Origin of the sequence: Microvirgula aerodenitrificans DSM 15089 (genome assembly GCF_000620105.1) — a bacterium.
Lineage (GTDB): Bacteria > Pseudomonadota > Gammaproteobacteria > Burkholderiales > Aquaspirillaceae > Microvirgula > Microvirgula aerodenitrificans.
The window spans coordinates 1-26,556 of the sequence record NZ_JHVK01000023.1; the positions used below are offsets into that span (position 1 = coordinate 1).

Sequence of the window (26,556 nt, forward strand, 5' to 3'; positions counted from 1 at the left end):
TCGATACGCTCGTCGGCGGCTTCGTCGTCAGTGCGGTGGTAGCGAATGACGCGAACGGCAAGGAGACGATTGTCGTGGACGGTGACGGTCGGGGTAGCCTGGCAGCGGCTGGCAGTGCCTGCGTCAGGGAGCGTAGCGGTGGCCATGGCAAGTGCACCTTGTTGCGAGGGAGTGAAGAAGGGGCGGAGCGTCTCCGGCTGCATCGGCATGGGCCCGGTACAGATGCCGGGCTCACACATTCCGCCCCTCTGGTTCACACTATAAGAAGCAGGTCTCAAGTTTCACCCGCCAGCCGCCAGACGGTTAGCGTGCGCTTAGCGCGCTCCGGGTCCCGTCGCGGCGGGCAAACCAGTCGTCAAGAGAGTCGGCTGCATTCAGTACATGCTGACGCAGGAAGGCTGCGGCACCGATGGCATCCTTGCTGCGGCACAGCGCCAGCAGATGGGTGTGTTCGGCCTGGGCCCGGTCTGCAAAATTGGTCAGCAGAATCTGCATTCGCGTATAGCGATCGGTGCGGTTGTGCAGTGACTCGACCAGGGCCATGGTCTGCGGTCGTCCGGCAGCACGATACAGCGCGATATGAAAACGGGCATTCAGCGTGCCCCAGTGGGCAATGTCGTGTCGTGCCAGAGCCGTCTCGAATTCGGCCAGCGCGGCGGCCGCTTCGTCGATATCGGCGGCACACTGGCGCGGCACGGCGCGCAGCAGCAGATCGCTTTCGACCAGAGCACGGATATCGAGCAGTTCGCGTACATCATCCAGCGACAGCTCGGTCACCACCGCGCCGCGATGATCGAAAATCCGGACCAGCCCTTCGGCTTCCAGTTGCCGCAGGGCTTCCCGCACCGGCACGCGGCTGACGCCGAACTCCTGCGACAGGGCCTCCTGGCGCAGCTGGGTGCCACCGGTCAGGTCTCCGGTCAGGATGCGGTTGCGCAATGCCTCGGTCACGGCGGAGGTCAGGGTCTGGCGCGAAACACGCAGGTCGGGGGCGGTCATGGCGGTTTTGAGGGCAGTCGGAAAGGAAAGGGGACAGGCGGCAAGCGCACGATAGCGGTTGCCGCCTGCAGCGTCCAGCGCGGGTCAGTGCAGCGGCATGACCGGGCGGCAGGCCAGTGCGTCGTCGATGACGGCCTGCACCCGGACCCGTTCGTCACCGGTCAGTGGCAGCCGCGGCGCACGCACATGGCCGGTCCCGTAGCCGACCGCAAGTTCGGCCAGCTTGATGTTCTGCACCAGCTTGGTCGATACGTCGAGATGCAGCAGGGGGGCAAACCAGCGGTACAGGGCCAGCGCCTCGGCCAGACGGCCGGCGCGCATCAGCCTGTAGATGGCCACGGTTTCCTGCGGAAACGCGCAGACCAGCCCGGCCACCCAGCCCTGCACGCCGGCCGCCAGGCTTTCCAGCGCCAGGTCATCGACGCCGGTGAAGACGGCATAGCGGTCGCCGACGGCGTTGAAAATGTCGGTCACGCGGCGCACGTCGCCGCTGGACTCCTTGATCGCCTGGAATTTCGGCTCGTCGGCCAGCTCGGCCAGCATGTCTGGCTTGATGTCGACCCCGTAGGCGAGCGGGTTGTTGTAGATCATGACCGGCAGGTCGCTGGCCGCCGCCACGGCACGGTAGTGCACCAGCGTTTCGTGCCGGTCGGACAGATAGCGCATGCCCGGCAGCACCATCAGTCCGTGCGCACCCCGCTGCTGGGCGTCGGCGGCAAAGCGGCAGGCGTCACGCGTGCTGTTCTCGGCCACGGTGACCAGCACCGGCACCCTGCCGTCGGCCGTTTCCAGGGCGATCTGCAGGACATCGAGTTTTTCTGCAGAACTCAGTGTCGAGTTTTCCCCCAGCGACCCGACCATGACCAGCCCGTCGGCGCCACAACGGATCTGCCAGTCGTACAGTTTCTGCATCGCGGCGGCATCCAGCTCGCCGTCCGCGGTGAATTGGGTCGTGACGGCGGGAAACACGCCGGACCAGTGGATCGCTTTTTGCATGGGTTTCTCCTGTAGAGGGGCTGGCGGGGTCAGGGGGCGCCGCGGCCAGAGTCGGGCGCTCCATAAATTGTATACAATATTCAAAAATAATCAGCCGGATTGTCATCGCATGGGGGCGCTCAGGCGCAGGGCCGCTTTTTCCGGGGCAGAATGGCAAGAAATCCATCAGTTTTCGCGCGAAATCCCGTGCGGCAGAGGTCGTCGGCTACGGGAAAAAAGCCGGTTGCACTGTTTGACAGTATTTTGTATACAAATACGAAGACATACCCGACAAGGATGCGACGCATGGACCGGATGGTTTTCGAATGTATCGACGGGCATACCTGCGGCAACCCGGTCCGTCTGGTGACCGATGGTGCACCCGTGCTGAACGGTGACACCCAGGCCGCGCGGCGCGAGGACTTCCTGGCCCGTTTCGACCGGATTCGCACCGGGCTGATGTTCGAGCCGCGCGGGCACGGGCAGATGTCGGGTGCTTTCCTGTATCCGTCGACGCGGGATGACTGCGATATCGCCGTGCTGTTTATCGAAACCAGTGGCTGCCTGCCGATGTGCGGCCATGGCACCATCGGTGTGGTGACGATGGCGATCGAACACGATCTGGTGACGCCGCGCACGGCGGGCGAGCTGATGCTGGATACGCCGGCCGGTCCGGTGCGGGCACGCTATACCCGGAGCGGGGACAAGGTGACCTCGGTCCGCATCACCAATGTGCCGTCCTTCCTGTTCCGGCGCGATGTGCCCGTCGAGCATCCGGCACTGGGCCCGCTGACGGTGGATATCGCCTATGGCGGCAATTTCTATCCAATTGTCGACAGCCAGCCCAATTTCCGCGACATGGCCGACTACTCGCCGGCGCAGCTGATCGAATACGGTCGCACGCTGCGCGAGCTGATCGATCGCGATCATCCGGACATCGTCCATCCGCTGCATCCGACCATCCGCGGCGTGCGCCACGTGCTGTGGACCGGTGCGCCGCGCATGGCAGGATCGGATGCACGCAATGCCGTGCTGTACGGCGCTTCGGCCATCGACCGCTCACCATGCGGGACCGGTACCTCGGCCCGGCTGGCGCAGCGGGTTGCCCGAGGCTGGCAGGACCCGGCGCGGCCGTTCGTGCATGAAAGCATCATTGGCAGCCAGTTTGTTGCCCGGGTCGAGCAACTGACCGAAGTGGGGCCGCACGCGGCCATCGTGCCGAGCATCGAGGGCTGGGCCAGGGTCACCGGCTACAACCGCATCGTGCTCGATCCGGCGGACGATCCGTACGCCTTTGGCTTCGAGCTTGCCTGATGAACGCGCCGGGAACGACCCGTGGACAGGTCATCATCGTCGGCGCCGGCATTGTCGGCATCGGTGCCGCGCATGCGCTGCTGGATGACGGCTGGCAGGTGACGCTGCTCGAACGTCACCTGCCGGCGCGCGGGGCGTCATACGGCAATGCCGGCGCCTTTGCCGTCAGCGACATCATTCCCCTGTCATCGCCGGGCATCATTCGTCAGGTGCCGGGCTGGCTGCTGGATCCGTGCGGGCCGCTGGCAGTGCGCTGGCGCCATCTGCCGACGCTGGCGCCGTGGCTGTGGCGGTTTGTCCGGGCCGGCCACCCGGCGCGGGTCCGTACCCTGACCCGGGCCATGGCCGCGCTGCTGGGCCGGGTCGATGCCGACTATGCACCGCTGATCGCGGCAGCCGGACTGACGCCGATGTGGCGACGGCGGGGTTCGCTGACCCTGTATCCGTCGCTGCGGGCGCGGGATGCCGACGCGGCCGCCTGGCGCAGCCGGCGCAGTTTCGGCATCCGCTGCATCGAAGTGGCCGACAAGGAACTGGCACAGCTTGAGCCCGGGCTGTCCGCGCCCTGGCATCAGGCAGTCAGGGTACCGGCCTGGTCTCATGTCGACGACCCGTACCGTTTTGCTACCGGCCTGCATGCGGCGGCGCTGGCGCGCGGAGCCCGCTCCGTGCAGGCAACGGTCGACCGGGTCGATCACGAACACGGGCGGGTGCGGGGTGTGGTGCTGGACGATGGCCAGCGGATCGCTGCTGATGCGGTGGTCATTGCCGCCGGCATCGACAGCGACCGCTTTACCCGCCAGCTGGGCCTGCGGGTGCCGCTGGAGAGCGAACGCGGCTATCACGTCACGCTGCCGCAGGCCGGCATCGAGCTGAACCATTTTCTGCAGCCGGCCGGCGAGGGCTTTGTCATCCTGCCGATGGGAGACGGTGCGATCCGGCTGGCCGGTACGGTCGAACTGGCCAGCCGTGACGCGCCGGAGAACTGGGCGCGCGCCCGGGTGCTGATCGACAAGGCGCGTCGCATCCTGCCGCCGTTCTCGACCGCTGACATGAGCCAGTGGATGGGCAACCGGCCGTCGCTGCCGGATACGCTGCCGATTATCAGTGCCGCACCCGGCGTGGACCGGTTGCTGTTCGCGACCGGACATGGTCATCTGGGCCTGACGCTGGCGGCGACCACCGGTCGTCTGCTGGCCGACCTGCTGGCCGGGCGCGACAGCGGCATCGACCTGGCGCCCTATGCGGCCACGCGGTTCTGAATCGGCGCTGGCGCCGCGCATTTCTTGACGCAAGCCGTTCTGATATCCCGCCGGGGGCCCGACCGGCAGGGAAACAACGATAACGGGTCGAGTCACCATCACAAGGAGAAGCACGCATGAGATCGCATCGAGTACTGCCCCGACGGCTGGCGCTGTGTACCCTGCTGGCCCTGTGTGCGGGTCATGCCGCGGCCGACCAGATCGTCAGGATCGGGTTTGCGTCGCCGCTGTCCGGCCCGCAGGCACACTATGGCAAGGACAATGAAAACGCCAGCAAGATGGCGATAGACGACCTGAACGGCAAGGGGCTGGTCATCGGCGGCCAGAAGATATCGTTCCAGCTGGTCACCGAGGACGACCAGGCCGACCCGCGCATCGGCACCCAGGTGGCGCAGCGCCTGGTCGACGCCGACGTCAAGGCGGTGATCGGTCACTTCAATTCCGGGGTGTCGATTCCGGCCTCGAAGATCTACAGCGATGCCGGCATTCCGCAACTGTCAGTATCGACCGCCGTGCCGTATACCCGTCAGGGACTGAAGACCGCATTCCGGCTGGTCGGCAGCGATGGACAGGTCGGTTCGGCGCTCGGTCACTTTGCCGTCAAGGAACTGAAAGCGAAAAGCATCGTCGCCATCGATGACCGTACCGCCTATGGTCAGGGCATCGCCGATGAATTCATCAAGGCGGTGCAGGCCAATGGCGGCAAGGTGGCGCGGCGTGAATACACCAACGACAAGGCGGCCGATTTCGCCGCGATCCTGACCGCCATCAAGCCGCTGAAACCGGACGTCATTTTCTATGGCGGCGCCGATGCGCAGGCTGCCCCGATGGTCAGGCAGATGAAGCGGCTCGGCATCAATGCGCGGCTGATGGGGGGCGACATGCTGAATACGCCCAAATTCATCGAACTGGCCGGTGCCGACGCGGCTGGTGAATTTTCCGCCGTGCCCGGGAGCACACTGGCATCGCGACCGGCCGGCAAGGTCTTCGAGCAGCGCTACAAGGCGCGTTTCAAACAGGACGTAGTGCTGCTCGGCCCGCAATTCTACGATGGCGTGATGCTGGTCGCCGAGGCGATGAAGCAGGCCAACTCGACCGATCCGGCCAGATATCTGCCGGTGCTGGCAAAAATCAGCTACCGCGGCGTGACGGCCGACTTCACCTTTGACAGCCATGGCGACCTGAAGCAGGCGCCGGTGACCATTTCCGAGGTAAAGAACAACAAGTGGGAAACCCGCGCCATCGTCCGCTGAGCCGGCGGCAGGCAGGCACCATGCCCCGATCGTGCATGGTGCCTGTTCAGTAATGGATATCGCGTCGTGCTCCGCAAGCCAGGCATCGCCAGCGCAGGCCATGCCTCCCATGGCACAGCACGCAGGGACCACTGCAGTCGGGACAGCGCTCGCCCCGTCCGTGGCGCCAGCCGTGCAGTCGCCACACGCCGCGCCCGAACAGCACCAGGGCCGCCAGCGCCAGGCAGGCAGCCAGGAAGCGCAGCACCACGGCCTTGAGCAGATCGTAGGCGGGAAGCAGGGCGGGGTGGTGCGTGACCGGCATCAGATCGAGATGAACCAGCCATTCGCACAATCCGGCCAGCCCGGCGAGCAGGACGACCGGACTGAGCAGATTTGAAACCAGCCGAAACGTGGAGAAGGGCATGCCTGATTATGGCATTGATTGCCCATGCCATGACAATGACGTTAAATGTGTCAGTCACATCAAGTGAATAAGGTCGGCGTCTTGACCTTTCAATCAAAAAACCCCTATATGCTTATGAGTGCCAAGACACATCACTGCCCGCTGGCGGGCAGACTACAAGGAGACCGGCATGGAAAGCAGAAAGAGCTGGATCATCGCTGGCGCAGTCATCATCGTTGCCCTGATCTGCGTCTTTGTCTGGCGGTCCGGCGGACACTATCCGCAGGAAGGCCCGCTGGCGCGTCCGGATGTCGTGTTCCGGGACCCGGAATCCGGCAGCGTGCGCCAAGTAGAAGCTTACCTGAAGCAGAAATATCCTACCGCCGGCGAATACCGTGGCGGCAGCTGGTCCAGCATTGTCCAGCGCAGCGATGGGACCTACATGGTTGAGCACAAGTACCGGGTGTGGAATTCGGCCGGCAAAATGCTCGATTACGACCAGACTTTTATTCTGGATGCCGAGGGTAATATCCTGTCTGTACTCGATCACCACTAAAAGAATAATGGAAAAATTGCAGATTTTTCCGTAATTCGAGGGTATTTTCGTACGTCAATTTAAGCTTTATGCCATCGATATGGCGGGATTCAAATGGCTAGACTGCGAACTGGTCACTACCGACCAGCGAGCAGGAGATCCTCATGCAATCCCTTCCTCATACTGTTCACACACAGTCCCGGCGTCATTGGTCCCGGCGTTGCATCGCCGCCTTGTTCCGCGTCAGCGGTGCCATGGCCGTTGGTGCGGTGCCGATCGCGGAAGCCAGCAATGACTACCGCCAGCGCACTGCCGACAATCAGCGGCAGCAGCTTGCCGCTGCCGGTATTCCCGCCGGCATGATCGATGACGCCCTGTCCGGCCTGGCGCAGCCCGCCGGGCAACGCCCGGTGACCGATGCCGGCAATGGCCGGCCATCGTCATCACTGCCTTCCTATCCCCGCCTGTCCAGCGGCATACCGATCTCCAGCACGAAGAAGGGACCGTCGATACAGGGAGAGCGCCGCGCGACCGGTGTGTCCCGGCTGTCCAGCGGCATACCGATCTCCAGCACGAAAAAGGGGCCACCGATCCGGCGCGTGAAGTCGGCGTTGTCGACTGGCAATTATCTGGACAAATCACTGCGACCGACCCGGATGCTCGGCAAGCACTTCGGGCGCGTAGCGGACAATGTGGCCGAAGATGGCTCCGGCTTCGGCATCAATCTGGTCAGCCGCGGCCAGCCGGGCACGCGCATCGGCGATGCCAGCTATGGCATGGTGGTCATGCAGCAGCGTTTCACCCTTGGTGACGACGCGCAGTTGACCACGCGTTATGGCATTGCCCGGCTGCAGGCGGGCAGCAGTAATGGCGTCAGCCAGTTCGCCGGCCTGCGTCACGTGCAGACCCTGGATGCCGGGCTGAAGCTGGAAAGCGAATTCCACTACGCGCGGCACCAGTCCGGCCAGCAATACGAACCGGGCAGCGAGCCTCGCCGCGATCAGCTGGCCGGTCAGATTGCCGTGGCACTGCCTTACGCGGTGGGCACCGGCATGAAGGTCGAGCCGTTGTTCGGGCTGGCGCTGCGTCATGATCGGGAGATGGCACTGAATGCGCGTGCCGGTTCCGGCGATCTGCTGCGACTGTCAGCGCAGAGCGACAAGGCGCTGGATGGCGTGCTGGGGGTTCGCCTTGCCTTCCGTGGCGCCGAGGCCCGCGAGGGACGGGGGTGGCGGATCGATGCCGAAGCGCTGGCGCGGCCGCAGCTGTACCGGCAGGACAGCGGGCGCAGCGCCCACTGGGCCGACGACGTCGACACCCGCGTGGCCTTGCCGGGAAATCCGCGCAGCCGTTTCGGCTACGACGGGCGCCTCAGCATCAGTCATCGCAGCAAGGACCGGAGCCTGCTCAGTGTCAGCGCCTATGCCAGCCGCAGTGACGGCATGAATGACCGGGGAATCATGACGACGTATCAGTCGTCATTCTAGTCGCCGGATAAGGCAAAAGACGTGACAGCGGCCTGGTTAACCCGGGCCGCTGGCTGCTTCCTTATTCCCTGTTCCCTTAACGGGATCAAGATTTCCTTGACGGGATCAAGCAGGTTCGGCTGCCTCGTTTTCGATCAGTGCCAGAGCGGCGAACGGATCGTAGGCCTTCCATTGCTGGGCCGGGGAGCCATTGAAGGTATATCCCCAGATCGGCTGGCCGTCGGTAGCCACCCGGCTCTTCACGTCAATGACCAGCGACGTATTGGCCAGGGAAGTGATATAGCCACCCTTTATCAGGAAGCTCCATTGCTGGGTCGGGGTCGGGGTGCCGTTGTACGGCGACAGCACCAGCGGCACCTGGTTGCCGGCCTGGCCATTGGCAAAGTCGATGGCCAGTGTGTTGCCACTGGCGGTCAGCAGGATAACGTTCTTGGCCAGATCGACATCCCAGATGGCATTGCGGCCGCCGCTGATCTTGCTGAGTACCAGCGGGGAGCCACTAATCTGGTCAGGCACACCGATGGCGAAGCTGGTATTGAGTTGCCACTGAATGATTTTCTGCTGAGTCGACATATAAGGCCTCCTTGGAATTATGCCCTCAGAATGGAAGGCACGTATTCGTCATAGGAGGCTTTGCGCCGTGCCGCAATGGATGGCTACCGGCCATTCGACAGCCGGTAGCCATATTTGCAGGGAAACGGGGTGAGTCGCCGGTTCAGCTGTCGAGTCCGGCCTGCACCAGTTCGGCCGCGCGCAACACTGCCCGGGCCTTGTTGCGGGTTTCGGCCCATTCGCTTTCCGGCACCGAGTCGGCGACGATGCCGGCGCCGGCCTGCACGTACAGCGTCTGGTCCTTGATCACCGCGGTGCGGATGGCGATGGCAAGGTCCATGTCGCCATTGAAGCCCAGATAGCCGACCGCGCCGGCATAGATGCCGCGCCGGGTCGGTTCGAACTCGTCGATGATTTCCATCGCCCGCACCTTGGGCGCGCCGGACAGGGTGCCGGCCGGGAAGGTGGCCTTCAGTACGTCCAGATTGCTCATGTCCTCGCGCAGGCGACCCTCGACGCTGGACACGATATGCATCACGTGCGAATAGCGCTCGATCACCATCTGGTCGGTCACCCTGACCGAGCCGATCTCGGTCACGCGGCCGATGTCGTTGCGGCCGAGGTCGATCAGCATCACGTGCTCGGCGATTTCCTTCGGGTCCGCCAGCAGCTCTTCCGCCAGCTGTTCGTCCAGCTCGCGGGTGGCGCCGCGCGGCCGGGTGCCGGCGAGCGGGCGCACGGTCACGGTGCGGTTTTCCTGGCGGACCAGAATCTCCGGCGAACTGCCGACCACGTGAAAATCGTCGAAGTGGTACAGGAACATGTACGGCGACGGGTTCAGGCTGCGCAGCGCGCGGTACAGCGCCAGCGGGCTGTCCGCAAACGGCATGATCATGCGCTGGCTCGGCACCACCTGCATCACGTCGCCATCGACGATATAGCGCTTGATGTCCTCGACGGCCTGCTTGAAGGCCGCCTCGCCCATTTCCGATTGTGCCTCGGTCCGCTGCGACGGCGTCGACAGCGGCAACGGGACCGGTTCGCGCAGCCGGGCGCGCAGCTGCGCGAGCCGGGCCTGCGCTTTCTGCCAGGCATTCGGCACCGCCGGGTCGGCATACACGACCAGGTACAGCTTGCCGGACAGGTTGTCGACTACGGCCAGTTCCTCTGACTGCATCAGCAGGATGTCCGGCGCACCGATCGGGTCCGGCTTGGCCGGGCGTGCGGCCAGCTTTTTCTCGATCAGCTTGATGGTTTCATAGCCGAAGTAACCGACCAGACCGCCGGTAAAGCGGGGCAGGGCCGCTTGCGGCGGGGTGCGGAAGCGTTGCTGGAAAGCTTCGATAAAGCCGAGCGGATCGCCATCCTGGCTCTCGACCACCCGGTCGCCATGTTCGACCTGCACCCGGGTGCCAATCACCCGCAACCGGGTCGAAGACGGCAGGCCGATAAACGAGTAGCGGCCGAAGCGCTCGCCACCGACCACTGATTCCAGCAGGTAGGTGTACGGCGCATTGGCGAGTTTCAGATAGACCGACAGCGGGGTGTCGAGGTCGGCGAACAATTCCAGCGTGACCGGAATGCGGTTGTAACCTTCGGCGGCATAGCGCGCGAAATCGTCTTGCGTCATGAGGGAAGCCCAATCAGGGTAAGGCAGTCAACAGGGAGGGGTGGCGGCCGGAACATCAATTCAGGCTTGCCATCGCCAGCTCGCCGGATTGGGCAGGAATTTCATGTCATGCAAACGGGGTGAGTCGTGATCAGTGCCGATTCTTAACGAATTCGACCGCATCGGCAAGCGTGGCGGCGATGTAGTCTGCCGCGTAGCTGCTGACGTCTTCGTAGCCGTAGCTGACCGAGATCGCCAGGCTGCCGGCATTGCGCGCGCACAGCACGTCATTGATCGAATCGCCGACCATGGCGATTTCCCGCGTCTGGATGCCCAGCGTGTGGGCCACATGGTGCAGCGGCTGTGCGGACGGTTTCTTTTCCGGCAGCGAGTCGCCGCCGACCTGAAGCGCGAACCACGGCGCGAGTTCGAGCCGGGTTGTCAGCTTTTCCGCCAGGGCGATCGACTTGTTGGTGACCAGCGCAATGGCGTAGCCGTTGTCGCGCATCTGCTGCAGCGCATCGAGCACGCCGGGATAGACCCGGGTGTGCACGTCGATATGGTCGCCATACCAGGCGAGGAACACGTTCATCGCCTCGGCGTGCTGTTCGAGCGGCACGCTGCCATCGCGCAGATCGGTCAGCGCCCGGTGGACCAGCGTGGCCACGCCGTCGCCGACGTGGCTGCGGATGCGGTCTTCCGCCAGCGGCGGCAGATGGAAATGGCGGCGAACCTGGTTGGCGGCGGCGGACAGGTCGGGGATCGAATCGACCAGCGTGCCGTCCAGATCAAGAGCAAAAGCGCGGATGGACATGGCTACCCTTCTGGCCCGGCCGGAACCGGGCGGATTGAAACTGTTGCCTGCCATGGTAAGGCAACGGGGGGCGCTTGACGACCCGGCGGCCGCTCAGCCGGCCGGATGCTGCCGGCGCAGCAGCACGAAGATGGCACCGTCGCCGCCGCCCTCGGGCGGCGCCGGACAGTAGGCGAGCACATCGGGATGGCGTCCCAGCGTGGCGCGCACCATCGGCCGCAGCACCGGCTGCCCGGCCACCGAGCCGAAACCCTGACCATGGATGACCGCAACCAGACGGGCACCGTCGTGCACCGAGCGGTGCAGGAACAGCAGCAGCCGGGCCTCGGCCGCATCGCGGTCCAGTCCGTGCAGGTCGAGCCGGCCGGCCAGCGGCCAGTGGCGGGCGCGGATTTTCTTCAGCACGTCGCGCGGGACGCCGTCGCGGGTGAAATCGGCCTGGGCGCGGTCCTCGTCAAACCAGCTGGCGAAATGATCAGCCTCCGGCGGACGGACCATGCCGGTCTGGCGCGGCTGCGGATGTGGCGAGGGCGGCACGCGTGCCGGGTGGACGCGGTTGTCCGGCGCGAGCGGCTGCACATCGCGCATCAACCACGAAAACGACGGGGACGGCGGCGGCAACGGCAAAGCCGGCACGGGTCGGGAGATGACCAGCGCCGGCTTCAGGGCCTTGAGCTGCGCCTTGAGCGGCTTGCGGCTCATGCGGCGTTCATGCTGCAGCGATCCTTACTTGTCGAGGTAACGCTCGGCATCGAGTGCGGCCTGGCAGCCCGACGCCGCACTGGTGACCGCCTGGCGGTAGATGTGATCCTGCACATCGCCGGCGGCGAACACGCCCGGCACGCTGGTCGCCGTGGCATTGCCATCGCGGCCGCCGCGGGTGATCAGATAGCCGGTGGCGTCCATTTCCAGCTGGCCCTTGAAAATCTCGGTGTTCGGCTTGTGGCCGATGGCGATAAAGACGCCGGCAACCGCGATGTCCGTGGTCGAGCCGTCCGTGGTCGACTTGACGCGCATGCCGGTGACGCCACTGTCGTCGCCGAGCACTTCGTCCAGCACGCTGTCGAGTTGCAGCGTGATCTTGCCTTCCCTGACGCGCTCTTCCAGCTTGCCGAGCAGGATCTTCTCGGCGCGGAATTCGTTGCGGCGGTGCACCAGCGTGACATGTGCCGCGATATTGGACAGGTACAGCGCTTCTTCGACGGCGGTATTGCCGCCGCCGATCACGGCAACGCGCTGCTTCTTGAAGAAGAAGCCGTCGCAGGTCGCGCAGCCGGACACGCCCCGACCCATGAAACTGGACTCGCTTTCGAGGCCGAGATACTGGGCCGAAGCGCCGGTGGCGATGATCAGCGCATCACACGTGTATTCGCCGGCATCGCCGACCAGGCGCAGCGGGCTGGCCGGGTCCTGCATGCGGGCGGAGAAGTCGACGGTATGGATCTGGTCGAACAGGATTTCGGTGTTGAAGCGCTCGGCGTGCTGCTGGAAGCGCTGCATCAGTTCCGGACCCTGCACGCCATTGGCGTCGGCCGGCCAGTTGTCGACATCGGTCGTGGTCATCAGCTGGCCGCCCTGGGCCATGCCGGTAATCATGACCGGGGCCAGGTTGGCGCGGGCGGCATAGACGGCGGCGGTGTAGCCGGCGGGGCCGGAACCCAGAATCAACAGAGGGCTGTGGCGGGATGTGCTCATGTCGGTCTTCCGTGCTAGGGGGAACAGGGTATTTTATCAGGTTTGCCGCAGGCGGCGCGCCGGGCGCCGCGGCGGAGGATTGCCGCGAAGGCTATCACCGGGTCCGGGACGGGGCGAATTGATATTCCTGCAAACCCCGATAGCAAGCCGCTATGAGGGTCCGTCAGGCGCTTTCCGGTGGCGTTGCCGGCGGACTGGTCTTACCATGAGAGTCGGATGTCATGGGCCATGCCGGCCACGGCATTCAACTCTGTCTGTCGCCGGTCGATAAGACGGAGAGGCTTATACAGCCGGAAAGGAGTATCACCGTGGACAATGTTCAATCGACAAGCAGTGCCAACGTACTGGACCAGTCGGCTGTTTTCGCGATCAAGAAGCAACGCGACATCACCAAGGACACCATCAATACGCTGGTCGAGTCTACCGTGCAGCAAAGCCGTTCGGTCAATCCGGCCCATCTGGGTCAGAATATCGACGTGCGCGCCTGACCGGAAGTGAACGCCGGAACGGGCGGCCGCAAGGTCCGCCCGTTCTTTTTTGTGCCGGCTACTGCAGATCGGATTCGGGCTGCACCTCGGCAGCCGGCCCGGTGTGCACCGGACAGTAGCCATTGACTTCTTCCTTCGGCCGGGTGAAGTAGACGGCCACCGCGGCACACAGGGCGGCGAACGCCCAGACAATGAAGAAACTGATCGAATACGCGGCCAGCGGCGAATGGAACAGCGGTTCGCCATGGCGGTGCATTTCCATCGGATCGAAGGCGGTATAGAACGCCACGGTGGCCAGAAACGCCACGCAGAAGGAGGTCCACAGCACGATCGCTGTCCTGCTTGTCGTCATGTTCAGACTCCTGACTGTTTGCATTGACGAAGGGTGGCAGCCGGTCGCCGGCTGACCGATCCCGCTGATTTGTTTGCGGTTTTTCGAGGGTAGCCGGTGATCGGCACGACATCAAGGCGGGTCATGCCGCCGCTGCCATCGCCGGCCGCGATGGCGGCATCGTCAGCCGGCAGTGGTCGCGGCAGCCGCCACGCCGGGATAATGTCAAAACCATAGACCATCCCGGGCGAGAACATGCAACAGAATGTCCATGCCGTCGCCCCGCCGTCGGCCGTCAGTCGCGGTATTGTGCTGGCCGTGCTGGCCGCCGCCGGCTTTTCCGCCAAAGCCATTTTCATCAAGCTTGCCTACCAGTACCAGGTCGATCCGCTGACCCTGCTGACCCTGCGCATGCTGTTTGCGCTGCCGTTTTTCCTGCTGATGGTGCTGACCCCGGGTGCGCTGCGTGCCGCCCGCAGCTATTCGCTCCGTACCTGGCTGGCGCTGGTTCTGCTCGGCGGCTGTGGCTATTACCTGTCCAGCCTGTTCGACTTTCTCGGACTGCAATACATCTCGTCGGCGCTGGAGCGGCTGGTGCTGTACCTGTACCCGACCTTCGTGCTGCTGCTGGCGGTGCTCTGTTTCGGTCGCAGGATCGGCCGGCGCGAATGGCTGGCGCTGGCGCTGTGCTACGGCGGCATCGGCCTGGCGGTGGCCCATGACCTGCGCCATGCGTTCAATGGTGACGCGATCTGGCTCGGCGTGGCCTGGGTGCTGGCCAGTGCGGTCAGCTATGCCGTCTACCTGACCGGCGCCGGTGAACTGGTCAAGCGCATCGGCTCGGTGCGGATGGCGGCCTGGGGCTGTCTGTTCTCCACCGCCGGCATCGCGATTCATTTTCTGGTCACCCGCGACCCGCAGGCCTTGCTGCAGCCGTGGCCGGTCTATGGCTATGGCCTGGCCATGGCCGTCATCAGTACCGTACTGCCGGTGGTATGGATGAATATTGCCATGACCCATATCGGCGCCAGCCGCATGGCCATGGTGTCGACCCTCGGGCCGGCCATCACCCTGGTGCTGGGCTGGCTGGTGCTCGGCGACGCGATGTCCGGCTGGCAGATCGCGGGGGCCTTGCTGGTGGTCGGCGGCGTGATCATGGTCAACCAGCGCAAATAGCCTGTCAGCGCGCGGTCGTATCGCTGTGCGACAATCGCGCGATCTGTCTTCCTTCCGTATCTGAAACCGATGAGTACTCCTGCACAAGCCGGCGTCAGCCCCGCTGACCGCCATGCCGCTGCCAAGCGCTCGACCCTGGTCAGCGTGGTGGTCAATGTCGTGCTGTCGACGCTGCAGATCGTGCTGGGCTTCTTCGCCCATTCCCAGTCGCTGATCGCTGACGGCTTTCACTCGCTGTCCGATCTGCTGGCCGATTTTGTCGTGCTGGCGGCAAACCGCGTCAGCCATGAGGCGGCCGATGCCAACCACCCGTACGGCCACGCCCGTTTCGAGACGGCTGCCTCAATGCTGCTCGGTCTGCTGCTGCTGATCGTCGGCATCGGCATGCTGTGGTCTGCCGGCATGAAAATGACCAATCCCGAGCTGATTCCGACCGTCCACCCGGTCGCGCTGTGGGTCGCACTGCTGACGCTGCTGTGCAAGGAAGGGCTGTTTCGCTACATGCTGCGCGTGGCCGAGTCGGTCAAGTCGAGCATGCTGGTGGCCAATGCCTGGCATGCCCGCTCGGACGCGGCCAGCTCGCTGGTGGTGGCGGTCGGCATTGGCGGCAACCTGATGGGCTACCGTTTCCTCGATCCGCTGGCGGCGGCGCTGGTCGGCTTCATGATCGGCCGTTCCGGCTGGAAGTTCGCCTGGTCGGCGCTGTCCGACCTGATGGACCGTGGCCTGTCAGACCATGAAGTGGACGAGATCCGGCAGACGCTGGCGGCCACGCCGGGGGTGCGCAATGTGCATGATCTGCGGACCCGGCACATGGGCGACTACGCGCTGGTCGATGCCCACTTGCTGGTTGATGGTCGTATCAGCGTATCCGAAGGGCACTATATCGCCGCGACGGCACGGCGCCGCGTGCTGCAGCATCACCGCGCGCTGGATGTGCTGGTGCATATCGATCCCGAGGATGACGAAGGCGAGCGCAATGCTTACGACCTGCCTTTCCGCGAGGCCGTGATGCAGCGACTGCGCGACAGCCTGGGTGACAGCGAGGCCGGCGGTTTCGAGATCCAGCTGCATTATCTGGGAGGCTGGCTGGATCTGGATATTGTGCTCGACGATCGCCTGACCGCGCCGGACCCGGCTGCCTGCGAGCAATTGCTGGCCCGGCTGAAGGCCGCGCTGGGCGAGCTGGCGCAGATCCGCGACATCCGCATCCTGCGACCGGCCTGCGCGATGCACCATGAGCGGGCCGATGACTGAGTGAGGCTAAGCATTTAAATAAACGCGATTTACCGGCCGTCCGTCCGGTAAAAAGCACTTGCCCCGGGGGGAGGGGCCGGGTACATTCCCCGGCCCGTATCCTGCCGGGGTTTTCCCGGCAGTTGCGCGGTTTTTAGCACCGTATCCGTAAACTCGTTTTGGCGGGATTCGGCTGGTCTTACTCTTGCATCCCAAGGAGTGGGAAGAATGTCTGATCTGGCTCAGGCCCAACTGCTGGGCGCGTCCTGCGCGCAATTGCCCATCCATACTTATTTTGATCCGGCATTCCATGAACTGGAGCAACAGCTGCTGTTCCGCGATGCGCCGGTCTACTATGGCCACGAGCTGATGGTGCCGAATGTCGGCGACTATCACACGCTGGAATGGATGGGGCACGGCAGAATGCTCAAGCGCAATGCCGATGGTGTCCGCCTGCTGTCCAATGTCTGCCGCCACCGTCAGGCGCTGATGCTGAAGGGGCGCGGCAATACCGACCACATCACCTGCAATATCCACGGCTGGACCTACGACAACCAGGGCCGGTTGCTCGGGGCGCCGCACTTTGCCGAAACCCCCTGTCTGAAGCTGGAGCAGGTCGAGCTGACCTGCTGGAACGGCCTGCTGTTCGATGGCCGCCGCGATGTCGCCCGCGATCTGGCGACACTCGGTGTTGCCCGTCATCTGTCGTTCGACCAGTACGGCTTCCACAGCGCCCATGTGACCGAATACGACTTCAACTGGAAAACCTTCATTGAAGTGTATTCGGAGGACTACCACGTCGATCCGTTCCACCCGGGGCTTGGCAATTTTGTCGATTGCGCCGACCTGAAGTGGGAGTGGGGCGAGCAGTATCACGTGCAGACGGTCGGAGTGAAGAACCGGCTGGCGCGTGCCGGCAGCCAGGTCTATGACGACTGGCATCAGCAGGTACGGCAGCGCCATGCCGACCGCCAGCCCGATTTCGGCGCCATCTGGCTGACCTACTATCCGAACATCATGGTCGAGTGGTATCCGCACGTGCTGGTAGTCAGCGTGGCCATTCCGCGTGGCGTCGACAAGACCACGGTCATTACCGAGTTCTACTACCCGGAAGACATCCTCTGGTTCGAGCCGGACTTTATCGAAGCCGAGCAGAAAGCCTACTTCGAAACCGCGGTCGAGGATGACGAAATCTGCTACCGGATGCACGAAGGCCGTCGCGCGCTGTGGCTGCGCGGCGACAGTGAGGTCGGTCCGTACCAGTCGCCGACCGAGGACGGCATGCAGCATTTCCACGAGTTCTACCGGCGGCAGATGGGGCAGGCCCTTGCCGGCTGACACGGCCTGTTCGCGGGGCGGCTGGCTGGCCCGGGCATTGCTGCTGCTCTGCCTGCTGCCGTCGGCCGCCGGCGCGGGCGTGGTCCGCGACCGTGAGCTCGGTTTCAGCATCGACCTGCCGCCGCGCTGGAAACTGACCTACCGCGAGCTGTCGGCCCCGGACCGTTCGCGGGCCTGGATTCCGTCGCGGCGCACCGACGCCGACCGCGGCCGGGCGCGCATCGAGGTCGAGCGCCGCCGCCATCCCGGGGCACGCAAGCTGGAGCGCGAGATCCGCCGCCGCGGCAAGGAACTGACCGCACCGCTCCGCATCCGGACCTTCCCGCGCCCCAACCATACCGAGCTGACGCTGGTCGAATACCGCGACGGCAGCTACGACCGCAGCGGCGCGTGGCTGGTCAACCGCTATCTGCTGGCCTACCTGCCGGTGGATGGCAAGACGCTGCTGGTTGCCCGCTGCCAGGCGGCGGAAACCGATTTTTCCCTCTATCGCGCCCAGCTGGAAAAAAGCTGTCTGAGCCTGTCGGCGCTGCCGCGCTGAGCGCGTCTGCGATACAATCCGTCCCTTCGTGCGCCGCGAGACCGAGCGGTGGCACACCGGGAACCCCAGTGGTTCCGCCAACTTCGACTGTTCTTCGAAGGGACATATCATGACCGCATCCGTCGATGCCGGCCGGGCACTCGTCGTGCTTTCCGGCGGCCAGGACTCGACCACCTGCCTGTACTGGGCGCTTGCCCGTTTCTCCCATGTGGAAGCCGTCACGTTCGACTATGGCCAGCGCCATCGGGTCGAACTGGCGTCTGCCCGCACCATCGCCACGCTGGCCGGCGTGCGCCAGACCGTGCTGCCGATCGACACCTTCAGCGCGCTCGGCGGCAATGCGCTGACCGACGACATCGCGCCCGAGGCAGCTGCCGGTGACGCGCTGCCGAATACCTTCGTGCCCGGTCGCAACCTGATTTTCCTGACCTTCGCCGCCGCCTATGCCTACCAGCATCAACTGGGCCATATCGTGACCGGTGTCGCACAGACCGACTATTCCGGCTATCCCGACTGCCGCGAGAACACGCTCAAGGCACTGGAACTGGCGATCAACCTGGGCATGGACGCCCGGCTGCAGCTGCACGCGCCGCTGATGTTCCTCAGCAAGGCCGATACCGTGCGCCTGGCACAGTCGGTCGGCGCGTTCGATGCGCTGGCCCACAGCCATACCTGCTATGAAGGCCAGGTGCCGCCATGCGGCCAGTGTGCGGCCTGCCAGTTGCGCGCCCGCGGCTTTGCCGAAGCCGGCGTCGCCGACCCGCTGCTCGTCCGGACGGGAGGCTGACATGCGTATCGTGCATTGTGCTGCGGCCGGCTTCGAGTCCGCGCGCCGGCTGGCGTCGGACGAGGCGCATGGTCACAGCTTCACGGTCAGTGCCCACGCCGCAACCGGGCTGGCTTCCCTGCGCGCCCGGTTGCATGAGGTGACGCAGGCGCTCGATTACCGCGACCTGAACCAGGTGCTGCCGTCGCCGGACGATGCGGCGCTGGCCGACTGGATCGCCGCGCGCCTGCCGATGGCGGCCGATCTGGTTCTGCGCAGCGCGCCCGACCGGGGTGTCGAGCGCGATGCTGACGGGACGCGGCGGGTCTGGCTGAAAAGCGGCTTCGAGGCGGCCCACCAGTTGCCGCACGTGCCGGCCGGCCACCAGTGCGGTCGCCTGCACGGCCACGGCTTCGGCGTGCGGCTGCTGGCCGATGCCGACCGACAGGACATCGCCGCGCTGCAGGCGGCCTGGGCACCGCTGCATGCGCAGCTCAACCATGCATACCTGAATGCCTTGCCCGGACTGGACAACCCGACCAGCGAGAACCTCGCCGCCTGGCTGTGGCAGCGACTGGGCGCGGTCGTGCCCGGCCTGCGTGCCGTCGACGTCTTCGAGACCGCCACTGCCGGCAGCCGCTACGATGGCCACCGTTTCCGGATCTGGAAGGAAATGCGCTTCGAGGCGGCGGTGCCGTTCGACGGTCACGGCCGCTATACCGGTCACAGCTATCTGGTACGGCTGCATCTGGCCGGCCAGGTCGACGCCCGGGGCTGGGTGCGCGACTTTGGCGAGGTCAAGGCGCGCTTCAAACCGTGCTATGCCCGGCTCGACCACCATCCGCTCGACCAGCTGCCGGGCATCGGCGCCACCGACTGCGCCGGCATTGCCGGCTGGATTGCCGCGCAATTCGCCGCCGGGGTGCCGGAGCTGTGCCGGGTCGACGTGCTGGAAAATGACCACGATGGCGCCGAGTGCCGGCTGGCCGGGGAGGGGGCATGAACTACACGGTCAAGGAAGTGTTCTACACCTTGCAGGGTGAAGGCGCGCAGGCCGGCCGAGCGGCAGTGTTCTGCCGTTTCTCCGGCTGCAATCTGTGGAGCGGGCGCGAGGTGGATCGTGATCGCGCCATCTGCCGTTTCTGCGATACCGACTTTGTCGGCACCGGTCCGGACGGCGGCAAGTTCGCCGATGCCGGGGCGCTGGCCGCACATATCCGTGCCGGCTGGCGCGGGCAGGGCGGCACACCATATGTGGTATTCACCGGCGGCGAGCCACTGCTGCAACTGGACGCTGCCCTGATCACGGCACTGCACCGGCTCGGCTTCGAAATCGGCGTCGAAACCAACGGCACGCTGCCGGCCCCCGACGGCATCGACTGGCTGTGCGTCAGCCCGAAGGCCGGCACCGACTGGGTACAGCGCCGTGGCGACGAGATCAAGCTGGTCTACCCGCAACCGGCCCTGCTGCCGGACACGGTCGCCACCGACGGCTTTACCCACGCGTGGCTGCAGCCGATGGACGGCCCGGCACGCACGGAACACACCCGGGCGGCGATTGCCGCCTGCCTGACCGATCCCCGCTGGCGGCTGTCGGTCCAGACCCACAAGATCACCGGCATCCGCTGAAGCGGAGGCCGCTTGCCCATCCAGGAGTTTCCCCGATGAACCTGCACGACAAACTGAATGCCCTGGGCAGCCAGCGCACCGACTACCGCTACGACCAGCCGGACGCCGCGCTGCTGGAGCGCTTCCCGAACCCGTATGCCGAAGCGACGATCAACCCGCACGGCGTGACCGGCAGCCTGAACATCACCTGCCCGGAATTCACCAGCCTGTGCCCGGTCACCGGCCAGCCGGACTTCGCCACCCTTGTCATCGACATGATCCCGGGCGCGTGGTGCGTCGAATCGAAGTCGCTGAAGCTGTATCTCGGTTCCTTCCGCATGCATGGCGAGTTCCACGAAGCCTGCGTCTGCCGCATCTGCAACGATCTGGTCACCCTGCTGCAGCCGAAGTGGATCCGGGTCGAAGGCCGCTTCACGCCGCGGGGCGGCATTCCGCTGTGGCCGACCGCCGAGTGGCGCCAGCCGGGCTGCTGATCTCCGGCCGGCGCGCTGCCGGTTCACGGGCGGGCATGGTATTGTCCGGTCCATGCCCTTGACCCGAATTTCCTCGTCCCTGACCGGCCTGCCGCCGGACTGGGCAACGCGGCTGAAAACCGGCCAGCTCGGCGCGGCCTGGATGCTGGTTGCCGCCTTCTTCTTTGCGCTGATGGCCTCCTGCGTCAAGCTCGGCGCCGTCCATCATGGCGCGGTCGAACTGGTGTTCTGGCGCACACTGTTCGGCATGGTGTCGCTGGGCGCCGTCGCCGGTGTGCGCCGGCAGTCCCTGCTGACGCCGAACTGGTGGGTCCAGGTCAAGCGCGGGCTGTTCGGCTATGTGTCGCTGGTCTGCTATTTCTCGGCCATGACCGAGCTGTCGATCTCGACCGCGGTCACCCTCAATTATTCGTCGTCGATTTTTCTTGCCCTGCTGTCGGTGCTGATGCTCGGCGAACGGCTGACGCCAAAGCTGCTGCTGTCGCTGGGGCTGGGACTGGTCGGCGTGGCACTGCTGCTGCGGCCGTCGATCGGCGCCGGTCAATGGCAGTCGGGGATGATCGGCCTCGGTTCCGGCCTGATGGCCGCCTTTGCCTATCTGCACGTGCGCGAACTCGGCCAGCTTGGCGAGCCGGACTGGCGCACCGTGTTCTGGTTTACCGGTCTGTCCACCGTCTGCGGCGGCGTCTGGCTGCTGCTGAGCGGCGGGTTCCGGCTGCCGACGGCCGAATCGGTCTGGCCGCTGCTCGGCATGGGCATCACGGCCACGCTGGCGCAGCTGGCGATGACCCGTGCCTATTCGCAGGGCGACAAGCTGGTCGCCTCCGCGCTCGCCTATTGCACCGTGGCCTTTACCGCGCTGGCCGGCGCCCTGCTGTTCGGTGACCGGCTCGACCTGCCGGCCGTGGCGGCGATCGTGCTGATCGTCGTCAGCGGGCTGATTGCGGCCAGACGCTGAGCGGGTGCTTTATAGGAAGCCCCCCGCTGCGCTACGATAGAAGAAAACCACCCCAGCCGAAGGAGGCACGCATGATCTCGATCCGCCCGCAGGATTTCGGCCTTGATGTCGCGTTGTACAACGAATTCACCCTGGCCGATTTCAAAAGCCTCGAAGCTGCGCTGCTCGACCGTTTCAACAGCCAGGCCAAACCCAATGTCCTGATCGACATGAGTGAAGTGGTCGACTTCACCATCGACATGGCCGTCGAGGAACTGCGCTTCGTCCGCGCGCACGAAAAGCATTTTGGCCGCATCGCCGTGGTGGTCAAGGACAACTGGATCAAGCTGGCGGCGCATATTGCCGGCCTGCTCAGCGGCGACACCGACGTGATGTATTTCGACAGCGCCGAGTCGGCCCGTGAATGGGTCGAGGGCGGGGAACTGCCCGCGGTCTGACGCACAGCCGGCCGCGCATCGCGGCCGGCCCTCCCATTGCAGAAGTCGCCACTGAAGACTGCGACAAGCCTGTCTGAGCAGTAAAATCTCCCCATACATAGGACTCCCCATCGCGTGGAGGCAATCAATACCCTGCTGTTGCTGGGTGGCGGCCTGCTGTTTCTCAGCGTGCTGGCCAGCCTGGTGTCGGCGCGTTTCGGCGTGCCATTGCTGCTGGTGTTCCTGGTGGTCGGCATGCTGGCCGGCGAGGACGGCCCCGGCGGCATCCGCTTCGACAATTACGGCGCAAGTTTCTTTATCGGCAACCTCGCGCTGGCCATCATCCTGCTCAACGGCGGCCTGCAGACCTCGATCAAGTCGTTCCGCACCGGCCTGAAGCCGGCGCTGTCTCTGGCCACCGTCGGCGTACTGGTGTCGGCCGGGCTGGTCGGCGTGTTCGCCATGCTGCTGATGGGCATCGATCTCGCCCATGGCCTGCTGCTGGGTGCCATCATCGGCTCGACCGATGCCGCCGCCGTGTTCGCGCTGCTGCGCTCCGGCGGCATCCGGCTGAACGACCGGGTCGGCTCGACACTGGAGATCGAGTCCGGCGCCAATGACCCGATGGCGGTGCTGCTGGTGCTGATGCTGGTCGGCTGGATGTCCGGCCGGGCCGACGGCGGGCCGCTGACGCTGCTGCTGACCTTTGTCACCCAGTTTGGCGTCGGCGCGCTGGCCGGACTCGGCGGCGGCTGGCTGCTGTCGCGGCTGTTCGCCCGGTTGCGGCTGGCGGACGGCCTGTATGCCCTGCTGCTGGCTGCCGGCGGGATTTCGCTGTTTGCGCTGGCGAACAAGATGGGCGGCAGCGGCTTTCTGGCGATCTACCTGGCCGGTGTGGTCATTGGCAACCGGCCGACACCGGCCTCGCCGATCATGCTGCCGGTCATGGATGGCCTGGCCTGGTTCGCCCAGGCGGTCATGTTCCTGATGCTCGGCCTGCTGGTCACGCCGTCGAAGATGGTGGGCGACCTGCCGCAGGCCTTTGCCGTCGCCGTGTTCCTGATGCTGGTGGCGCGACCGGTGGCGGTCATGCTCTGCCTGCGTCCGTTCCGCTTTCCGCGCCACGAAGTGCTGTTTGTCAGCTGGGTCGGCCTGCGTGGCGCGGTACCGATCGTGATCGCCATTTTTCCGATGATGGCCGGCGTGCCGGCCTCGGCGCCGCTGTTCGGCGTGACCTTTGCCGTGGTGCTGGTGTCGCTGCTGGTGCAGGGCTCGTCGCTCGGCTGGATGGCGCGCAAGCTGGGCGTGGTGGTGCCCGAGCCGGACCCGCTGCCCCAGGCCCGTGCGCCGCTGCTGGCGCTGACGCCGACGGCCGACTGGCTGACACTGAGCGTGCATCCCGACGCGGCAGCCATTGGCGAACCGGTCGGCACGGTGCTGGCCGGGGCCTTGCCCGGCGCTGCAGCGCATTGTCTGGCGCTGTCGCGCCACGGTCAGCTGATCGTGCCGGATGCCAGCACCCGCTTCGCTGCCGGTGACGACGTGCTGGTGCTGGCGCCGGCCGGAGAGGGCGAGGCGCTGTCGCGCGTTTTCCTGCCGCAGCCGGAGCAGGACGGGCCGCTGTGCGAGCGGCGCTTCTTCGGTGACTTCGTACTCGATGGCAGCGCACGGCTCGGCGATGTCGCCGGACTGTATGGTGAAACGCCGCCGGCGGATGAGGCTGATCTGACGCTGGATGCCCTGTTTGCCCGTCGTTATGCCTGCGTGCGGGTCGTTGGCGACCGTATCCGCATCGGCCGGTTGTGTCTGACCATCCGGGCCATGAACGACCGTCATGTCGGCCGCGTCGGCCTGAGGCTGGCGGCAGACCGCCAACTGCACCCGTTGGCGTGACCGCCTTGCATCCTGCGCGCACCGGCTCTAAAGTCCGCGCTCCATCGAAACCGACCCTACCCACTGATTGTCACGATGCTGAAACCGATTGCCCAACGCCTGGCCGAAGAACTCAACGTCCGCCTGGCGCAAGTGTCCGCCACCATCGAGCTGTTCGACGGCGGCGCGACCGTGCCGTTTGTCGCCCGCTACCGCAAGGAAGCCACCGGGGGTCTCGATGACACCCAGCTGCGCCTGCTTGACGAGCGCCTGCGCTATCTGCGCGAGCTGGATGACCGGCGCGACACCATCGTCAAGTCGATCGCCGAACAGGGCAAGCTGAGCCCTGAAGTGGAAAGCGCGCTCTACGCTGCCGGCGACAAGACCACGCTGGAAGACCTGTACCTGCCGTACAAGCCCAAGCGGCGTACCAAGGCACAGATTGCGCGCGAAGCCGGACTGGCGCCGCTGGCGGAGACGCTGCTGGCCGACCCGTCGCAGACGCCGGAAGCCGTGGCGGCCGGCTTCGTCAATGCCGACAACGGCGTGGCCGATATCAAGGCGGCGCTGGACGGGGCGCGGGCGATCCTGATCGAACGCTTTGCCGAAGATGCGCAGTTGCTGGGCGAGCTGCGCGACAAGCTGTGGCGCGAAGGCGAAGTCGTCGCGCGGGTCGTGCCGGGCAAGGAAAGCGCCGGCGCCAAGTTCGCCGACTATTTCGCCCATGAGGAACCGCTGCGCAGCCTGCCGTCGCACCGGGCGCTGGCACTGCTGCGCGGTCGCAATGAAGAATGCCTGACCCTGGCGCTGCGCTATCAGCCGGAAGACACGCCGCTGACCCAGCGCAGCGAATACGAGCAGCGCATCGCTGCCCGTTTCGGCCTGACCGATCAGGGCCGGCCGGCCGACAAGTGGCTGCTCGACAGCGTGCGCCTGTGCTGGCGGGCCAAAATTTTCCTGTCGCTGGAACTGGAGCTGTTTGGCCGCGTGCGCGAGGCGGCGGAAGAAGAGGCGATCCAGGTGTTCGCCCGCAACCTGCACGACCTGCTGCTGGCCGCACCGGCCGGCCCGCGCGCCACACTGGGGCTGGACCCCGGCCTGCGCACCGGGGTCAAGGTGGCGGTGGTCGACGCCACTGGCAAGCTGCTCGACACCGCGACCATCTATCCGCACGAACCGCGCCGCGACTGGGACCGCTCGCTGGCGACGCTGGGTGCACTGTGCGCCCGGCACAAGGTCGACCTGATCGCCATCGGCAACGGTACCGCCAGCCGCGAAACCGACCGGCTGGCGGCAGACCTGATCCGCCTGCACCCGGAACTCGGCATGACCCGGATCGTGGTCAGCGAAGCCGGTGCCTCGGTCTATTCGGCCAGCGAACTGGCGGCGCGGGAGTTTCCCGATCTCGACGTCAGCCTGCGCGGCGCGGTGTCGATCGCCCGCCGGCTGCAGGACCCGCTGGCGGAACTGGTCAAGATCGACCCGAAGTCGATCGGCGTCGGCCAGTACCAGCATGACGTCAACCAGAGCCAGCTGGCTCGTGCGCTGGATGCCGTGGTTGAGGATTGCGTGAATGCGGTCGGTGTCGACGTCAATATGGCGTCGGCAGCGCTGCTGACCCGGGTCTCGGGCCTGAACGCCACCCTGGCGGCGAACATCGTCGCCCATCGCGATGCGCACGGCGCCTTTGACAGCCGTACCGCGCTGAAGGCCGTGCCGCGCCTCGGCGACAAGACCTTCGAGCAGGCGGCCGGCTTCCTGCGGGTGATGGGCGGCGTCAACCCGCTCGATGCTTCGTCGGTCCACCCGGAAGCCTATCCGGTGGTGGAGAAGATCGTGGCCCGCTCCGGTCGCGAGGTGAAATCGATGATCGGCGACAGCGGTTTCCTGAAAACGCTGAAGGCGACCGATTACACCGATGAGCGTTTCGGCCTGCCGACGGTGATGGACATCCTCGGTGAACTCGACAAGCCGGGGCGCGACCCGCGTCCGGAATTCAGAACGGCGGCCTTTGCCGACGGGGTCGAGGATATCCGCGATCTGCAGCCGGGCATGGTGCTGGAAGGTGTGGTCACCAATGTGGCCAACTTCGGTGCCTTTGTCGATATCGGCGTCCACCAGGACGGACTGGTCCATATCTCGGCGCTGTCGAAGAAATACGTCGCCGATCCGCGCACGGTGGTCAAGGCCGGCGATGTGGTCAAGGTCAAGGTGGTCGAAGTCGACGCTCCGCGCAAGCGCATCGCGCTGACCATGCGCCTCGACGATCCGCTGGATGCGCCGCGTGCCGGAGCGGGCAGGGCTGCCGCTGTGGCCACCGGTGGCCAGCAGAAGCGTCGCCGCGACGACAAGCCGGCCGCCGCCGGCAACTCGGCCATGGCCGATGCCTTCGCACGGCTGAAGCGCTGATCGCGGCAGCAGGAAAAAAAGCCCTGGCGGTTTCCCCGCCAGG

28 protein-coding genes are annotated in these 26,556 nt (G+C 65.5%); 18 read left to right on the forward strand and 10 right to left on the reverse strand.

The window, feature by feature from the left end; genetic code table 11:
* Nucleotides 1–303: 303 nt before the first annotated feature.
* Both Q352_RS0115485 and Q352_RS0115490 read right to left on the reverse strand, forming a co-directional pair.
* The gene (locus Q352_RS0115485; RefSeq protein WP_028500123.1) at nt 304–999 is read right to left on the reverse strand and encodes a GntR family transcriptional regulator; all 696 of its coding nucleotides are present in this window, start codon (nt 997–999) and stop codon (nt 304–306) included.
* A gap of 84 nt (nt 1,000–1,083) precedes the next feature.
* A complete protein-coding gene (locus tag Q352_RS0115490) occupies nt 1,084–1,995 on the reverse strand; it encodes a dihydrodipicolinate synthase family protein (RefSeq protein WP_028500124.1) in 912 nt (303 codons plus the stop codon).
* 285 nt (nt 1,996–2,280) lie between these two features.
* Between Q352_RS0115490 and Q352_RS0115495 the strand changes: the two genes are divergently transcribed.
* The 3 genes from Q352_RS0115495 to Q352_RS0115505 all read left to right on the forward strand — a co-directional run bounded on the left by Q352_RS0115495 (nt 2,281) and on the right by Q352_RS0115505 (nt 5,803).
* Nucleotides 2,281–3,288, forward strand: a complete 1,008-nt coding sequence (locus Q352_RS0115495) for a 4-hydroxyproline epimerase (RefSeq protein ID WP_028500125.1) — start codon at nt 2,281–2,283, stop codon at nt 3,286–3,288.
* Nucleotides 3,288–4,550, forward strand: a complete 1,263-nt coding sequence (locus tag Q352_RS0115500; protein WP_036386640.1) for an NAD(P)/FAD-dependent oxidoreductase — start codon at nt 3,288–3,290, stop codon at nt 4,548–4,550. The genes Q352_RS0115495 and Q352_RS0115500 overlap by 1 nt, the downstream gene beginning before the upstream one ends.
* A 116-nt stretch (nt 4,551–4,666) precedes the next feature.
* Nucleotides 4,667–5,803 (forward strand): branched-chain amino acid ABC transporter substrate-binding protein, encoded by a 1,137-nt coding sequence (locus Q352_RS0115505; RefSeq protein WP_028500127.1) that lies wholly within the window; start codon nt 4,667–4,669, stop codon nt 5,801–5,803.
* A 46-nt stretch (nt 5,804–5,849) separates the two neighbouring features.
* Here the strand turns inward: Q352_RS0115505 and Q352_RS23510 are convergent, their stop codons facing one another.
* A complete protein-coding gene (locus tag Q352_RS23510; protein ID WP_156952570.1) occupies nt 5,850–6,209 on the reverse strand; it encodes a hypothetical protein in 360 nt (119 codons plus the stop codon).
* A 169-nt stretch (nt 6,210–6,378) separates the two neighbouring features.
* Between Q352_RS23510 and Q352_RS0115515 the strand changes: the two genes are divergently transcribed.
* Both Q352_RS0115515 and Q352_RS0115520 read left to right on the forward strand, forming a co-directional pair.
* Nucleotides 6,379–6,744, forward strand: a complete 366-nt coding sequence (locus tag Q352_RS0115515; RefSeq protein WP_028500129.1) for a hypothetical protein — start codon at nt 6,379–6,381, stop codon at nt 6,742–6,744.
* Between the two features lie 212 nt (nt 6,745–6,956).
* Nucleotides 6,957–8,210, forward strand: coding sequence for an autotransporter outer membrane beta-barrel domain-containing protein (locus Q352_RS0115520; RefSeq protein WP_028500130.1), 1,254 nt, complete (start codon nt 6,957–6,959; stop codon nt 8,208–8,210).
* A gap of 105 nt (nt 8,211–8,315) precedes the next feature.
* On the opposite strand, the gene Q352_RS21480 is transcribed toward Q352_RS0115520, so the two are convergent.
* The 5 genes from Q352_RS21480 to trxB all read right to left on the reverse strand — a co-directional run bounded on the left by Q352_RS21480 (nt 8,316) and on the right by trxB (nt 12,880).
* Nucleotides 8,316–8,783, reverse strand: coding sequence for an RICIN domain-containing protein (locus Q352_RS21480; protein WP_051529015.1), 468 nt, complete (start codon nt 8,781–8,783; stop codon nt 8,316–8,318).
* 142 nt (nt 8,784–8,925) lie between these two features.
* Nucleotides 8,926–10,392, reverse strand: a complete 1,467-nt coding sequence (trpE, locus tag Q352_RS0115530) for an anthranilate synthase component I (protein WP_028500131.1) — start codon at nt 10,390–10,392, stop codon at nt 8,926–8,928.
* Between the two features lie 130 nt (nt 10,393–10,522).
* Entirely contained in the window at nt 10,523–11,185 is a 663-nt protein-coding gene (locus Q352_RS0115535) for a phosphoglycolate phosphatase (protein ID WP_028500132.1), read from the reverse strand.
* A gap of 93 nt (nt 11,186–11,278) precedes the next feature.
* The gene (locus Q352_RS21485) at nt 11,279–11,887 is read right to left on the reverse strand and encodes a Smr/MutS family protein (protein ID WP_036386646.1); all 609 of its coding nucleotides are present in this window, start codon (nt 11,885–11,887) and stop codon (nt 11,279–11,281) included.
* A 24-nt stretch (nt 11,888–11,911) separates the two neighbouring features.
* Nucleotides 11,912–12,880: a thioredoxin-disulfide reductase gene (gene trxB, locus Q352_RS0115545; protein ID WP_028500133.1), complete on the reverse strand. Its 969-nt coding sequence runs from the start codon at nt 12,878–12,880 to the stop codon at nt 11,912–11,914.
* 308 nt (nt 12,881–13,188) lie between these two features.
* Between trxB and Q352_RS21490 the strand changes: the two genes are divergently transcribed.
* On the forward strand, nt 13,189–13,368 hold the full coding sequence (locus tag Q352_RS21490; protein ID WP_107890370.1) for a putative motility protein: 180 nt from the start codon (nt 13,189–13,191) through the stop codon (nt 13,366–13,368).
* Nucleotides 13,369–13,426: 58 nt separating this feature from the next.
* Here Q352_RS21490 and Q352_RS21495 read toward each other — a convergent pair whose 3' ends face one another.
* Nucleotides 13,427–13,720 (reverse strand): hypothetical protein, encoded by a 294-nt coding sequence (locus Q352_RS21495; protein ID WP_051529016.1) that lies wholly within the window; start codon nt 13,718–13,720, stop codon nt 13,427–13,429.
* A gap of 2 nt (nt 13,721–13,722) precedes the next feature.
* Complete coding sequence (locus Q352_RS21500) at nt 13,723–13,956, reverse strand: hypothetical protein (RefSeq protein WP_036386651.1); 234 nt, start codon at nt 13,954–13,956, stop codon at nt 13,723–13,725.
* Between Q352_RS21500 and Q352_RS0115560 the strand changes: the two genes are divergently transcribed.
* The 12 genes from Q352_RS0115560 to Q352_RS0115615 all read left to right on the forward strand — a co-directional run bounded on the left by Q352_RS0115560 (nt 13,955) and on the right by Q352_RS0115615 (nt 26,513).
* Nucleotides 13,955–14,875: a DMT family transporter gene (locus Q352_RS0115560; RefSeq protein ID WP_028500134.1), complete on the forward strand. Its 921-nt coding sequence runs from the start codon at nt 13,955–13,957 to the stop codon at nt 14,873–14,875. The genes Q352_RS21500 and Q352_RS0115560 overlap by 2 nt on opposite strands.
* Nucleotides 14,876–14,944: 69 nt before the next feature.
* Nucleotides 14,945–16,132, forward strand: coding sequence for a cation diffusion facilitator family transporter (locus Q352_RS21505; RefSeq protein WP_051529017.1), 1,188 nt, complete (start codon nt 14,945–14,947; stop codon nt 16,130–16,132).
* 207 nt (nt 16,133–16,339) lie between these two features.
* Nucleotides 16,340–17,449, forward strand: coding sequence for an aromatic ring-hydroxylating oxygenase subunit alpha (locus tag Q352_RS0115570; RefSeq protein WP_028500135.1), 1,110 nt, complete (start codon nt 16,340–16,342; stop codon nt 17,447–17,449).
* Nucleotides 17,439–17,990 carry a hypothetical protein gene (locus tag Q352_RS22450; protein ID WP_028500136.1) on the forward strand — a complete coding sequence of 184 codons (552 nt, stop codon included), beginning with the start codon at nt 17,439–17,441 and terminating at the stop codon, nt 17,988–17,990. Before Q352_RS0115570 ends, Q352_RS22450 begins: the two co-directional genes overlap by 11 nt.
* Before the next feature lie 109 nt (nt 17,991–18,099).
* On the forward strand, nt 18,100–18,777 hold the full coding sequence (gene queC / locus Q352_RS0115580) for a 7-cyano-7-deazaguanine synthase QueC (protein WP_028500137.1): 678 nt from the start codon (nt 18,100–18,102) through the stop codon (nt 18,775–18,777).
* A gap of 1 nt (nt 18,778) precedes the next feature.
* The gene (locus tag Q352_RS24550) at nt 18,779–19,759 is read left to right on the forward strand and encodes a 6-pyruvoyl trahydropterin synthase family protein (RefSeq protein ID WP_051529018.1); all 981 of its coding nucleotides are present in this window, start codon (nt 18,779–18,781) and stop codon (nt 19,757–19,759) included.
* Complete coding sequence (gene queE / locus Q352_RS0115590) at nt 19,756–20,385, forward strand: 7-carboxy-7-deazaguanine synthase (RefSeq protein WP_028500138.1); 630 nt, start codon at nt 19,756–19,758, stop codon at nt 20,383–20,385. The genes Q352_RS24550 and queE overlap by 4 nt, the downstream gene beginning before the upstream one ends.
* A gap of 35 nt (nt 20,386–20,420) precedes the next feature.
* Entirely contained in the window at nt 20,421–20,858 is a 438-nt protein-coding gene (gene queF, locus Q352_RS0115595; protein ID WP_028500139.1) for a preQ(1) synthase, read from the forward strand.
* Nucleotides 20,859–20,916: 58 nt separating this feature from the next.
* The gene (locus Q352_RS0115600) at nt 20,917–21,816 is read left to right on the forward strand and encodes a DMT family transporter (RefSeq protein WP_233495298.1); all 900 of its coding nucleotides are present in this window, start codon (nt 20,917–20,919) and stop codon (nt 21,814–21,816) included.
* Nucleotides 21,817–21,887: 71 nt separating this feature from the next.
* Nucleotides 21,888–22,253, forward strand: a complete 366-nt coding sequence (locus Q352_RS0115605) for a SpoIIAA family protein (RefSeq protein ID WP_028500141.1) — start codon at nt 21,888–21,890, stop codon at nt 22,251–22,253.
* 114 nt (nt 22,254–22,367) lie between these two features.
* Nucleotides 22,368–24,125 (forward strand): potassium/proton antiporter, encoded by a 1,758-nt coding sequence (locus Q352_RS0115610; protein WP_028500142.1) that lies wholly within the window; start codon nt 22,368–22,370, stop codon nt 24,123–24,125.
* A 75-nt stretch (nt 24,126–24,200) separates the two neighbouring features.
* On the forward strand, nt 24,201–26,513 hold the full coding sequence (locus Q352_RS0115615) for a Tex family protein (RefSeq protein ID WP_028500143.1): 2,313 nt from the start codon (nt 24,201–24,203) through the stop codon (nt 26,511–26,513).
* Nucleotides 26,514–26,556: the final 43 nt, after the last annotated feature.